The organism is Novipirellula methanifontis, assembly GCF_052161655.1.
Classification (GTDB): Bacteria; Planctomycetota; Planctomycetia; order Pirellulales; family Pirellulaceae; genus Novipirellula.
In genome coordinates this window covers 5,749,401-5,763,274 of sequence record NZ_CP197418.1, presented here as the reverse complement: position 1 = coordinate 5,763,274, position 13,874 = coordinate 5,749,401, and the positions used below count along the sequence as shown (strand labels likewise).

Sequence of the window (13,874 nt, the reverse complement as noted above, 5' to 3'; positions counted from 1 at the left end):
GAATATAGAAGGCACGCGACGACGACAAATGGCTGTCGCGTGCGGTTTCGGTCATAGCTACGGCTTTTGAGCGGTACGTTCTACACCGTCGACCAATTTCTCGGTCATTCGCGAACGGTATTCCATCAAGCTGTTCGCTCCTTGGAAACCGACGACCGTTTCATCCCAATCAAGCTGTTTGCTAAGCATGCGGCCGTTGTCGATGTCGAAGCGGATCGTGCCATTGCTGAGCTGTTGAACAACTTGGGCACGAACCGATTCTTCGTTGATTGGTGTCAGCGGTTCGCTGCGTAAAGAAAGGGTCGCAACTCCGGTTTGCACTTTTTCAAGTGTGTAGCGTTCGCGAATCTTGATCGTCTTGACTTCACTGTTATCCAGTCGAGCTTTGACTTCGTGTGGAACCGACCATGAATCGCCGATCGCAAGTGGTTCTTCGGGCAACTGAAGCGTCAAAGTCCCCATGCCCAGCGACGCCTTAGTGCCACCGTGATTTTCTCGTTTGATTTCGATCCCTCGAGCATCAAACGTCAGCGTCGACAATTTCTTGCCGATTTGTTCCGCGACGCGTCCGAAGATCGCCGGTGGTTCTTCTTTGGAAAGGCTGTCCCAACGGATTTCTTCTTGTTCGCCTTGTTGCTGAGTCATTTCGACCGAGTCAACTATATGATCGATGGTCGATTCGCCGTTGGCGTCGGCTGACAAAACATCCCAGTGCCGCTGGCTGACCGTATGGACCGTGGAAATCTCTTCTGCACCGCGAATTCGCGTCTTGGTCTTTGCCGCGTGAGTGACTTCGTAATGGAGTTGCTCGCCCTTTTTCAGCGTATAACGCAACGTGTATCGCTGTAGCACGCTTTTTCCAGCGTTTTCAGCATCTTCGGCTTGCGAAAGGGTCGCGGTGGTGCCAGAAGCGGCAGCCAAGAAAGTCACAGCAGCCAGGCAAAAATTTCGATACACAGTCAGAGTCTCCATCCTCTAGAAAGTCGGGCTAGTCGGACGCTGCGTTTCACGCCCTACAAGAGGTTCGCAAAAGCCCGTTTTGAATGCAATACAGATTTCTATCGCTGATAAATTGGCAGGTAATGATAGCGAACACTCAGGCTGAGCACGGCCAGTGAAGTGGCATAAACGCTTCCGTAGTTATGCTCTTCGCGTTGCGGTTGCCAGGCTCCGGTTTGATGCTGGGCACCGAGTAACAAGTCGGACACCAATTTGGTCGCCGTTTCGGCATGTTTTCCGCCAAACTGGTGCATGCCCTGCGAGTAGTAATAGATGCCGTAATAAAAATAGCGTTCGTTGATCTGGGGGGGATCCTGCAACAACCAGTCCGCAGCGCCTGCGACCATCGGTGAATCGTACAACCCGCAAACCTGCATCGCGAGCAATCCGGCAGCCGTCATGGTGAAGGTTGCTTGGTGGGTTCCTGGGGTATAGCTAAATCCACTGACCTCGACGCTACCCCGCTTGGCTTTTCGTGGTGTGGTGTACGATGCTTTCAGATACTTGACCGCTTGATCGATTGCCTCGCCGGGCACGTCCATGCCATCGTTCTTGGCTGAGCGTAACGCCATCAATTGCCAAACCGAAGCGCTCAAATCCGAGTCGGTGCTGCGTGGCTCGTAGCGCCAACCGCCTTGATGCAATTCAGGTTTGCCTACTTTTTGGGCCGCTAAAATCAGCTTGATCGCGGGTACCAAGGCTTCGTGGATGCGGACGTTTTGCTCCACCGTCGCTCCCATGCCCAACACTTCGGTCAACATCAACGTGATGATCCCGTGTCCATACATCCGCGAGCCGTCACTTTTGCCAAAGTATCCGTTGTCGTCCTGATGCTTGGGCGTCAACACAAAGTCAATCGCTCGTCGCATGACTCGCCCCAACTCGGTTTCATCGCCCGGTTGGGTCCCAATCGAAGCCATCGCCATGATCGCCAGCGATGTCATCGTGACATGGTGATTGCGATCGGCTAGTGCTCCATTATCACGCTGAGTCCCGGCAAGGTACTCGACCGCTTTACGAACCGCGCGATCGACTTCGTCAGGAATGTAAAGCGTCTGGAGTGATTCTTCTGCGGCAGCGGTTTTCGCGAACGCACACGCCGTCATCGGCAGACACGCTGCGGCCACGAGATTCTTTAAGACGAGTCGGCGATTGATTGATAATGGATTCATCTATTTCTTCTTTGCCGCTCGGCGTGCAACGGCTTGAAAATAAGCTTCGATTTGCTGTTGATATTCGGGCGACCCCACATTGGCCTCCGTCTCGTTCACATCATCGGTTCGTCGCTCGCGAAGTTGCCCCCATTGAGCCCCTTTTCGATTTTCGCCTTTGGAAGCGATGGACTCGCTATCGCCGATACCGTCGGATGACGAATTGCTGATCGTACTCATGGACGACTTAGCCATCGATTCGGATGGGCTCTCTGCTGGGTTACCTTGCTGTGCGGCGTTCACTTGGCTCTGACGCTGTTTGGCCATTTGCTGAGTTTGTTTCTGCATCGCAGACGCCAGCGTCGGTGATGCCTGACCGGCTGATTTGGCTTGCCCGGGTTTACTTCCCTGAGCCGCTTGAGCCGATTCGGATGGTTGCCCTTGTTCGCCCGCTTGCCCCTCGGCCGCCTGCTCTTCGCCGGATTGTTGGTTTTGGCCCTCGCCGCTGGCTTGACCTGATGGCTCCGCCATCGCTTGGTCGAGTTCGTCTAGGGTCTGGGCGAGTTGGCGAGCACGTCCTTCGGGCGTGTTAGCTGCGGGGGAAGCAGACGATGGTGATTGCGATGAAGCAGACTGCGATTGCGATGAAGGTGTCGGGCCGCTAGGAGTCGGGACGCTAGGTGTCGACGGCGACGATGATGTGTCTGCCGCAGGGGATTGCGGTAACGCCTCAGCCATCGTGTTTGACAAGCGGTCTGCTTCGGCTTGGATCTGTTCTGTCGCTTCGGCGATCTTCTGGCTCGCGGCAGGTGATTGCGTTTGGTCGTCGCGGGCAGCTTGTACGGCTTGTTGTGCCTCTTTTGAACTTGCCACAGCGTTTTGCTCGACCGATTCGGCGGCTTCACTAAGCGCCTCGGCAACCGATTCCTTGCCAAGTCGTTGTTCGTGGCGAGCAGCCCGCTCGAGCAGGTCCGCAGCAGTCTCGGTTTGCTGCGTGATTGCCGCTTGACTGTTCAGGGCATGCTCGGTCGCCTGAGCTGATGCACGCAACGACTCGGGCATCGCTGATTGATTGGCTATTTCACTGAGTGCTTTTTCGATCTGCCCAAGTTCGGCGTCGGCTTTCGCTGCCATTTGTTGAGCAAGTTGTGCTCCTGGATTAGCCTTATCGAGTGATTCCGTTTTTTCGGACTGAGTCTGCTTTCGAATTTTTTCAGCGGCGTCTTTCTTTTCCTTCGCAAATTGCTTTGACTCGCGTGCTGCTGCTTCGGTCGTCTTGGCCAATTTGATTCGATCTTCGGCGCGATCGATCTCTGCTTCTCGCCATGTTTCCTTGGGGTTTTGCTTGAGTTTCTTTTCCAAATCGCTTTTTTGCCGCTCAGCACTTTGGACTTCTCGCTTTGCTGCCGATTCTCGATGACCGGCGGCTTTTTCGAAATTTTCCCATTCTTTACGTTGGTTATCTGCGTCTTGGGTGCGGCGATTCCGCGACTCACGCTGCAGATGACTGGCTTGTTGTTCAAGAGCTTGTCGATCTTTCTCACGTTCGCTGACCGATTTCGAAGCGGCGTCGTCGGCATCCCGCTTCACTTTCTCGATCGCCTTGCTTGCGGACTGAATCGCTTCTTTGGCTTGTTTCGCTGCTTGATTCAATTCCGACATCAATGGGTCACCGTTGCCACTTTGATGCACATCCTGAGCCGCCTTTTGCAAGTCGTTGCGAAGTTCAGCGATCTCTTTGTTAAGGTCCTGTTGTTGTCCGAGGTTTGCCGCCCGTTCCGCTTGATGCAACAAAGCGTCACGGACCGTGTCGATTTTTTCGGCAACCCCTTTCAACTCCTGACGCATCCGCTGTTTTTGCTCTTGCAGCATTGGACCGCTTCGCTCAAGACTCTTATTGACCTCGCGTTCCGCCTGCGCGGCCTGCTCAAGTGACGCAGCCGCAGTTTCGACTGCATTGGCAGCGATATCGGACAACTCTTCTTGCATCATCTCGTTGCGTTTTAACTCTTGTTCGAGTTGACGCATCAATTCTTCGGGGGATTTGTTGGCCGCATTGGCCATCGCTTCGGCTTGATCAAAACGCTGTTGCAATTCCGCAGCCTGCTGCAATTCACTCTCCGCAGCCCGCAGTTGTTCGCGTGACTCGGACACATCCTCGCCTGCGTCCGCACGCTCAAAATGTTCAGCGGTATTTTCGAGTGCTTCTTTCAAATCCTGTAGCGATTTTGCTGCTTCATCAAGCATTTCGCTCCGCGGTTGTTCAGCCGACGTTGTCGCTGCGGCGTCCATTTGTTGTTGCGAGCGTTTTAGGGCATCGGCAATTTGCGCGGTAGCCGCGTCCGCATCTCGTGCTAATTCTCGTTCGCTGCGGTCGGTCAAATCAGCGTTGTTGGCCCGGTCGGCCAACGTTTGCATCGTCTCGGTGGCGGCTTGTTCGGCTTCTTGTTGCTGCTGGTCAAGTTGCTTTGCCGTTTCTGCGGATGCATCCTCACGCTGTTCGGTTCGCTGTTCCGCCTCCCCCGCTTTTTTTGCTGCCTGGCGTGCTTGTTCAGCAAGCGTAGGCACATAACTCAATATGACCTGGCGTGCCTCTTCGACAAGCGGTGCGAGTGGGGCTATCGCTGCATCCACTTTTGCGACGGCCGGCCGCAAGTGCTGCGATGCGGAAACGAGTGCGTTTTCGTCCCATCGTCGCTGGCGAATCAATTCCGATCCCTGTCCGATAGAGCCACCGTAGCGGGATTGATCGATCGATTCGGAGATCGACGATGCGACCCCCGCAGCTCGTACCGATTGAACCGCCTTTTCCATCCCGAACATGAACCGCTCAACCCACATCGGGTGCTCTAAACGTGCTTCAGCGTAATGATCGAGACGGTTCTCGGCCAATCGCAGCGATTTAAGTTCGGTTTGTAATGTCTTGACTTCATGCATTGCATGAATCACCGAGAAGGCTCGTGCCAATTTTTCATAAACATCCGAGATCGATTCATCGCGATAGTCTTGGTAGCCATCGGCGCTGACGTTCTTAATCGCACGCACAAACAGAGACGTGTCCGACGCGTAGCCTAAATCAACGATTGGTCTCGCTCGATTCAAAGGCTCCTCTTGCTCTAGCCGCAAAACGAGATCGGCGATCGCATGATCGTATGCGGATTGCTTTTCATTTAAGCGACGCGTCGTCGTGGCAGCCTGATTTGCATCATCAATCGACTCAAGTTTCTTCGATAAGTTTTTGGCTTCCCGTCCATCGTTGTTCGCTTGGCGAAGAATGTCGTGAGGTTTGCGGCGTTGGCCATTGAGTTCGACAAGCAGGTTTTTCAGCCGGCCTTCGAGTTGTTGGTCAATTAAATTGCTGACCACTTGGCGATGCAATTCAGCGGTGTATTGTTGCAACAACGACCGCAGGTTTTCGTGCCCTGGTGGGTCGTTGATCGTATTACCAAGTCGGATTTGCCACGAGCTCGAAAAATCACTCCATTTGCGAAGATAGTTGCGATGCGACTCGGGCATCAATTCCGAATAAGTCGCGATCAAGGTGTCAATCGTCTTCATGCGTGCATTGGCGACATTGACGTAGCGCTCGTACAATTCGATTGGAACCTGGGCTTCGGGATCCGCGATTGGCTGAACACTTTGCAATAATGCTGCGGCGTCGGTCAGTGCACAAACATCCATGTGATGGGCGACAAATGAACGAGCGAACTCTTCGACGCGTGAGACCTCATTGCGAGTATTGGCAAGTTGCCCGTCGAGTCGCTTGATGAGGTCACGTCGGATCTTTTTTTCCTCATCATTCGCGTTTGCTGTGTCATCTTCGATGATCGCCACCGCGGCCTCGATTTTGGATTGTAAATCGATCAGCGCCAAACCAATCTGCTCAAGCCCCGATGCTTCGACGGGATCGTTGCTGAGTGGGAGTACCGTTTTCAAACGGTTCATCAACGCAACTTTGGCGTCCGCTATTAACGAGGCCGATTTTTGGACTGATTGAATCTTCGCTTCCGGAAGTGCGGCGGCGTCGGGCTGGGATGTCAGTTGACGCAATTCGTCAATCAAACTATACGCGTCACTCGTCCAGTCGACGGTTTCGCTAACCACTTCGCCTAATCGACTCAGATGATCTTGCCGTGATTGGGTAAATCCATCATCGACGATCAGAATTTCAATCAAACGTGACTCGCCTCGTTGCCGTTTGCGGTCCAGCGCAACCACGCGTACGTGGACGATATCGCCACTGACCAATGCCTCGCTCTGGCTCGGCGACTCATTCCGCTGCATCAAGTCCCAATCCCACGTGGGGGACAATTTTGGGGCCGCAGACTCGATTGCGATCGGGTTCTGAAGCGTCGCCGATCCGTTGATCTCGAACTCAATAAAGACGTCATCGATAGGGATGTCATCCTCGACCGATGCCGAAAACGCCAAGACGTCCAGTGGCGATGCCAGCATGTTCGATTTCACTGCATCGCCCCAGCGGACGACGGGGGGGGTATCGAGGATCGGGACGATCGTGTATTGAGGCCCGAACGGGTTGCCAAGTTCCGAGTCGAGCCCGATCGCATCAATTTGATAATTACCCGGCGTTTTGATCGGTAACGAAACGGAGAACGCCATCAAGTCGGTGCCAACCTGATGAAGGGGAATAGTCACACCACGGGCCCCGTACCGCAACATCGCATCGCGCACAGGTTGATCAAATTGGACCTTCAAATGGCCTACGGATCCGGCAATCGCGGTTAAATCACCGTGGTCCGCCGTTTCAATCACGTCCTCAAGTTTTGCATACTTGGGGAACTCGTATCGTTTTTCGAAGGAAACAACGCGAGGGCGAGGCAGCGGAGTTAGCGTGTGCCAAAGCGTAACAGCGTCCCCGGTCAAGACGCGGTACTGAACCGGCGTCTTTTTGATGGCAAGGTTTGCCGCGAACACGTTCGGCGGAACGACCGCTGCAGATCCGTCGCCGGAGCGCGGCAGTGAACCGTCGGCATGCGACGTCAGCAGCGGCGCGCGAGACAACATCGTCGACTCGAATGTCTCGTTGTCGGCCCTCCACTGAATGATCACTTCCTCGGAATAGCCATTAGCGGGGCTCATCTCCGTCGATGCGTTGGGCTGCGAACGAGGCGTGCTGACCTCAACGACCACCGCAACGGCATCGCCTTCGGCCACATAGCGGGTTGGAGGGATCGGTTCAACGATTCGAATTTTGATTTCCGATGCACGCTCAATCGAAGCCATCGGCAACATCGCACGTGCCATACGACGACCGAACTGCAACGAAGGAATCAGTGTCAGAAGAACGCAAACCAACAAGACCACCGAACCCGCGACCAACCATTTGCGAATCATCGCGATCGGCAGCAATCCCGTGACGTCGATCTTCTGAAGTCGTCGTCCGACCGATTGCTGCAATCGGTTTTGCAACTCGATTGATCCGTTGGCGAACCGGGGGTCGCCAAGTTCGACTGCGGAAAGTAGGTCGTCGCGGACACGTGGCGCGGTCGTTTCGAGCTGACGAGCGAGCTCTTGAGGATCATCGCGACGCAGATGACGAAGACCGAATCCCCACAATACTGCCGCAGTGATTCCATAAGCAGCAAGGCTGAGGATCATCCGTAGCGATTCGGGAAGTAACCACAGGTGGTCAGCGAGCGCGACGACGAACACCGTCCCAAAAAACGCTAACACGGCGATTGCGATACAGCGAAGCCAGATCAACCAACGCCGCCGTCGGGCAAACGACTGAAGTGCCGTCGCGGTGGCGGGATCTAGTTTCAATTGGCTAACAAGGGAAGAGCCTGCTGCGGACATCGTTTACACCAACCCTGCTCGTTTGCGCAACAACCATTCAGCGGTCAACAACGCGATGACCACCCAAAACCAATAAAATGACTGCCATATCAACACATCTGATTCGATGATCGAACCACTCGACAACGGTTTCAGCTGCTCGAGTAACTTGTCAGCAGATGATTCATGAAAGTAGCTGCCCTTGCCGGCCTGAGCGATTTGCGACAAGGCGTTTTTATCGAGTCCAACGCGACGCAATTCTGCATGATCGGGTGACCCGACCCAAATCGGCGTGGTCGCTTGTAACGCCGTCGAATCAAAACCGCTTGCACGAATCCGGACTTCGTATTCGCCTGGTTCGAGCGGCGGCGTTTGACCTTGATACGTCCCCCTGGCCGGATCGTCGATCGACAATGCGACCGTCGACACGACACGATCCGCTGTCACCAACAACGCGTCGACCGTTGCATCACCCAGCGGTTTGCCGGTGGGACCTTGCAGGCGAACGCGAATCAGTGACGTATCACCCACTCCGTATTCTACGCGATCGGTGCCCAGTGAGACAAAGGAGTCGCTTGCCGCGTAAGGCGGCTGCATGACGGCGCTGAGCACTTGATTCCAAAACCGAGCGTGCAATTCGTCAGCCAGTTTATATCGCCAACGCCACGATTGGTCCGACGAGAAATAGAAGACGCGGCCGGAACCAAAGAGCCGCGTTACTAACCAAGGAAGCTGCTTGCCGCCCGGCTGTGATGACGTCGCCCAAACTTCCGCTCCCGCTTGAGCCTGGACTTGGTTCACGTACGCGGCTTCAGGCAACCGCGCCCACATCTCCGCAAGTTTATTGCTGTCGGACTCATCGGTTTGCCGCAGCAACATCATCGGTTGATCGCGACCCACCATCGTCGGCACAATCTTGCCGCCATCGACCAGCGAATCACCACCGACATACGTAATCGGAACAACGTCCGACAAATGGGATTCGACAATTTTGCGAACGCGTTGATACTGTCCATCGATGACAATCAATCCGCCGCCACGACTAACAAATTGGCGTATCAATGCCGCATCGACGGGTTTGATCTGCTCCGCAGCGACCTCACCGAGAATGATGGCGTCATACTGCGAGATGGCTTCGGCGGACGACGGGAATTGTCCGGGTTGGTCGCCTCGCGTCACCGACGGAATATCCGTTCCCGGGCCATACAAAATCGAATCCACTCGCCACGCCGGGTCACGCCCAAACAAGTTGCGTAGGTATCGTGTTTCCCAACGACTCGATCCATCAAGAATCAACAGACGACGATCCCGAACCGAGGCGGCGACTCGAAATGGCATCGAATCATTGTCCGCCATGATGTTCCCATTCGTACCCGCCCCAGCAACAAATCCGCCCCGGCCGGCGACGGAGTCAACAATCGCGCGCAGATCCAATGCCACTGCATCACGACTGACGCCTCGGGCCGAAGCCTCTTGCGTCAGCTCGACTAGAGGCTCAACCTCGAAGTCGAACGGGACTTCGATATCCCCTTCGACGCCGGGGACGAGTGTGTGTTGCCAAACGGTCTTGTTCAGGTGTTCGATCCGCAATCCCAACGGCTTACCGGTCATGCCAAACTGTTTGACAACAAGTTTCCCCGATAACCGTCCATCTGCAGCGACGGAATCCGGACGAATCACTTGAGAGATGCCAGCATCAATCGGTTCCTCTTCGGATCCCATTCCAAGCGTCATCACCTGAGTCGCCGCGGACGCAATTCGGCGTGCTGCGTCGACGGGGGATGGACCTAGATTGTGACGTCCTTCGCTGATGATCACGATTGCCGAACGGACTCGGCTTGCTTCGGGATCGTCGGCGTCCACCGAGTCCGAATCCTGCGACGGTTTCTCGCTGGGCAGGATTCCTTCGACGCCACCTTCGACGGACGCCGTCGAGATCGCAGACGACAAATTCGTTCGCAGTCCTGCTGCGATCAATTGCAATGACGATTCGAGTGGTTCCTCGTCACTGCTGGACCACAACGGCACCGCTGCAGCGGAATTAAACTCGATGACTTCGATGTCATGCGTTTTGCTTAGTTGCTCGACAAGACCAGGGTTTTCAGGGGTGCCAACCAGCAGTCGCGTGGCACGCCGAACGCGTGATTCCGAAGCGTCAGAGCGGGCGCTATCGGTAATCGCCATGCTTGCCGACGTGTCGATGGCGAATGTGACCTTCCCCAACGTCCCAATTTCTTCACGGCGGTGCCACACCGGTCCGGACAAAATAAAGATGACCAACGCGACGGCAGCTGCACGCAACGCTGGTAACAAATATGAGTACGGAGCGGCCATCGTGCGAGTTTCGCGAGCGTAAAACCACATCACCGCAGACGCTGCGATGAGAGCAATCGCAAGCACAAGACCGCCTGACAAATCACCCGCAAATCGAATTGTTGGCAAAAAATCCATTATGCGATGCTCCCGTGATTCTTATGCACAATTTGCTGCTGAACCACCAGTTCCAAGATCATCGCAAGCAAAAGTGCGTACAGGAACCAACGCCAGATTTCGCGACCGTACCGGCGAGTTTGTTCGGCCGATTCGATGGAATTTGTTTCCGTGTGTATCGTTGCTCCGATCATTTCGGCAACCGCTGCGATCCGCGCGGGTTCAGCGTCACGTAGTTGCGACTCTTCCGCTGGGACCTCAGCGACTCGCACAGTCGCGGTCACGATACGCTGGCCATCGGCTTGAGGAAGAATTTGTCGGAACCGATACAAGCCAGCCTGATTCGTTTGCGTCCAGACCAACTCGGTCGCGTCCGGTGATTGCGGATCACTGGGCATCTCGATCGTGATTTCGCTCGAACGAGGCGTTTGGACTGTGAAAATTGCTGGCTCAATGTCGCTCTCGTCTGCGGCTGCTTTCTTGGCGGATTTGCCGGTGGGTCTGGACGCCTTCGATTTGATCGCGGCTTCTTTTGTATCCTCTTGCACTTTCTCGGGCTGACGAAATTCGTCCATCAATACCACTATCGGCTCGCCGGTCATCACCGTCGTCGCTCTTCCGCTGCCGATCAAATCGAGTGCAAGCTGCTGCATCATCGGCAGGTAGATGCGTCGCAGCGGCAGCGATGTCCAGGAATCATCACAAGGGATGGCGAACTGGACGATTCGTCCTCGTCCGCGTTGGGCTGAAACGACAAGCGGATCACCGTTGGACATCGACATCAAGACGATGGCATCGGGATTTGTTGTGTTGTCTGTCTCGCTGCCTTTGTCGTCGGTATTTTCAGTGACGCGAGGAATGATCTTTCGATACGCGTAGACGTCGACTCCCGAAAACGGACGTTGGTCACCGGGAGCAAGTCGCGACCAGGGAGTGAACTGAGAATTAGCGTCGCCAATTCGCATCGGCGTGGCGTTGGTTTCCGACGGATTGCCCACCAGTTTGTCCAGCTTGGCGGGCAGTGGCATTAATCGCTCGCCATGCTTCCACGAATTGGCATATTCTGCCTTGTCCAAGTTCTCGCCGTCAAACAAGATCAACGATCCGCCTTTGTAGACAAAATCGGCAATCTTGTTTTGTTGATCTTCGCTCAATGACGCGACGTTAGCCAGAACGAGGATGTTCGGTGGTTGTTCGCTCATTCGCTTTGGCAGTTCCGAAACGGTAACAACTGACGCGCGGACCGCATCCACCTGGTCTTGCTGAGCAAACGCAAAAGGACTCAGGGCGATCGCCAAATAATCGGTTTCGCCCTCCAACGGCTCTTTCCCTGGTTGACCATCGACAAGCAAGACATCGATCTCGCGGATCACCTCAACTGCGGCACTACGGCGATTGTCTTCCAACAATGCGTCGGGGTGCTCTACCGTCACCGCGATCTCATGAATTCCAGACTCCGCAAACGCGGTTACATGATTGATCAAGGTCGTCGAGCGAGCGGGAATCGATACCAAGCCGGGTTCCGAATTCACGCCATCAATCGACCAAGTCACTCTGGCTTCGTTGATCGGTTTATCACTGGCGTTGCGGACTCGCGCTGCAAACACGGTGCGACGATCAGGGACCAAGGCGGGCGACATCGTTTCAATCGAGTCCACCGACAAATTTTCACGCGTGTTCAATTTGCTTCCGACGTTCCAAAAATGGATTGCCGGTCGTGCGTAATCGCTTGGTGAAGCCTGCATCAGTGTCTTCAGGTTCTCAAGCGAAGCATCATTCACGTTGCAGCTTTGGAAGTCGGACACAATCAACACCTGACGTTCGAGGTGCGAGCCGTTATCCGCGGCTGCCATCCCTGCTCGAACCACTTTTGCCAAATCAAATGGCCCCGTCGTCGCGATCAAGGTGCGCAGGCGATCCTGCGCATCGCTGGTGCCCATCGTGGCATGACCGGATATCGATGCCACGCTGCGAATCTCGCTTGCGGGCATCCAGATGATTTCGTCACGTCGAGACAATGTTGCCAAATAGTCCCCGAGTTCCTGTTTCACGCGGTCAATATTCGAACGTCCCGTGTCATCTCGTGCCGCCATGCTGAGCGAATCATCGATCACCATCACGATGGTTTGCGGATCATCACCCGGCAGCGCCCTGCATCCCGTCAATAGCGGCAAGGACAAGCAAAACGCCAACAGGATTGGCAATAGGCAGCGGAGCATCAGTAGCAACAAGTGCATCCATTGGATCCGTCGACGATTAATTCGCACGACGGGTTCAAGCAGGTGCATCGCGCCCCACTGGATCGTTTTGAACTTGCTGCGGTACAGCAAGTGAATCGCGAGCGGGATCGTAAAGGCCAATGCCCCAAACGCGAGCAGTCCGTTGAGCAACATCATGACAGGCTTCTCCGCAATGCCACGTATTGATGCAACGCGTCGTCATAAAGCTGATCCGTATGAATGCTGACCAAATCGACGCGATGCCGGCGACAGACATCTCGAAGCCGAGCGTTGTGTTGGGCAAGCCGATCGAGGTAAGCCTTGCGAATCGTGACTGCGTCGACGGTTTGATCGTCTGCGGTTCCCTCAATGTCTCGAAACTGTACACGGCCTGTGAACGGAAAGTCGACTTCGTCAGGATCTAAGATATGAAAGAAAATGACTTCGTGTTTGCGAGACCGGATCTGAGCAAGTGATCGATTCAGCGACTCAAGATCGCCCATCGCGTCGGACAAGATAACGACCAAACTGCGTCGTCCAAGTTTCGGTACCAACATGCTGATCGCACCCCCGAGATCGGTTTCCAATCCCGGAGGCGGACCACTGAGTGCTTCGATCACGAGTCGCAGGTGCGAGGGGCGACCTCGAGTCGGAACGATCTTGCGCGGTCGATCATCAAACGTGATCACTCCCGCAGCGTCTTGTTGACCGAGCATCAAATAGGCAAGCGAGGCACCAAGCCGCTGAGTGTACTCGTCCTTGCTAAGTCCATTGGATCGTTCGCCGCGATATTGCATGGATCCGCTACGGTCCACCAACAACGTGCAACGCAGGTTCGTCTCTTCCTCGTACTCGCGGATGTACAGCCGGTCGCTTTTCCCGAACGCTTTCCAATCGATATTCTTTAGCTCGTCGCCGGGCACATATTGACGGTGTTCCTTGAACTCGACGCTGAACCCTTTGTGCGGCGAGCGGTGTCGACCCGAGCAGAAACCCTCGACAATCTGGCGAGCCAGCAATTGCAATGCAGCAACGCGAGAAAGTTCGCGAGGGCTAACCAGATCGAGGATTCGCATGAAGTTGAACCTGTGAGGCGGGAACGCAAATTGGAGGGGATGTCTGCTTCGACTTCCTCGGTAGGACATTCTCGGTGGGGTGCACGCCCGAAACGGCGGCCTAAACGATGATCTGGCCCCATTATATACCGAATTCTCACCTGCAGTGCGCCCTGTGATTGATTGCATTTTAGCCTACCCGTCTGGTGGCAAAAGCGTTACTT

The 13,874-nt window shown here is 54.9% G+C and carries 6 protein-coding genes; all 6 read right to left on the bottom strand.

What is annotated here, in order from left to right; genetic code table 11:
* Positions 1–57: 57 nt before the first annotated feature.
* The 6 genes from SH528x_RS20825 to SH528x_RS20800 all read right to left on the bottom strand — a co-directional run bounded on the left by SH528x_RS20825 (position 58) and on the right by SH528x_RS20800 (position 13,671).
* Positions 58–957: a hypothetical protein gene (locus SH528x_RS20825; RefSeq protein WP_442505379.1), complete on the bottom strand. Its 900-nt coding sequence runs from the start codon at positions 955–957 to the stop codon at positions 58–60.
* Positions 958–1,058: 101 nt separating this feature from the next.
* Positions 1,059–2,171, bottom strand: coding sequence for a prenyltransferase/squalene oxidase repeat-containing protein (locus tag SH528x_RS20820; RefSeq protein ID WP_442505378.1), 1,113 nt, complete (start codon positions 2,169–2,171; stop codon positions 1,059–1,061).
* Complete coding sequence (locus SH528x_RS20815; RefSeq protein WP_442505377.1) at positions 2,172–7,967, bottom strand: hypothetical protein; 5,796 nt, start codon at positions 7,965–7,967, stop codon at positions 2,172–2,174.
* Positions 7,968–7,970: 3 nt separating this feature from the next.
* On the bottom strand, positions 7,971–10,397 hold the full coding sequence (locus SH528x_RS20810) for a glutamine amidotransferase (protein WP_442505376.1): 2,427 nt from the start codon (positions 10,395–10,397) through the stop codon (positions 7,971–7,973).
* On the bottom strand, positions 10,397–12,772 hold the full coding sequence (locus SH528x_RS20805) for a BatA domain-containing protein (protein WP_442505375.1): 2,376 nt from the start codon (positions 12,770–12,772) through the stop codon (positions 10,397–10,399). Before SH528x_RS20805 ends, SH528x_RS20810 begins: the two co-directional genes overlap by 1 nt.
* A complete protein-coding gene (locus tag SH528x_RS20800) occupies positions 12,769–13,671 on the bottom strand; it encodes a DUF58 domain-containing protein (RefSeq protein WP_442505374.1) in 903 nt (300 codons plus the stop codon). Before SH528x_RS20800 ends, SH528x_RS20805 begins: the two co-directional genes overlap by 4 nt.
* Positions 13,672–13,874 lie beyond the last annotated feature (203 nt).

What these genes read in the sequence shown, in the direction of transcription:
- SH528x_RS20810 (WP_442505376.1), bottom strand. Translation starts at nt 10,397, where the DNA reads ATGGATTTTTTGCCAACAATTCGATTTGCGGGTGATTTGTCAGGCGGT.
- SH528x_RS20805 (WP_442505375.1), bottom strand. Translation starts at nt 12,772, where the DNA reads ATGATGTTGCTCAACGGACTGCTCGCGTTTGGGGCATTGGCCTTTACG.
- SH528x_RS20800 (WP_442505374.1), bottom strand. Translation starts at nt 13,671, where the DNA reads ATGCGAATCCTCGATCTGGTTAGCCCTCGCGAACTTTCTCGCGTTGCT.
- SH528x_RS20815 (WP_442505377.1), bottom strand. Translation starts at nt 7,967, where the DNA reads ATGTCCGCAGCAGGCTCTTCCCTTGTTAGCCAATTGAAACTAGATCCC.
- SH528x_RS20820 (WP_442505378.1), bottom strand. Translation starts at nt 2,171, where the DNA reads ATGAATCCATTATCAATCAATCGCCGACTCGTCTTAAAGAATCTCGTG.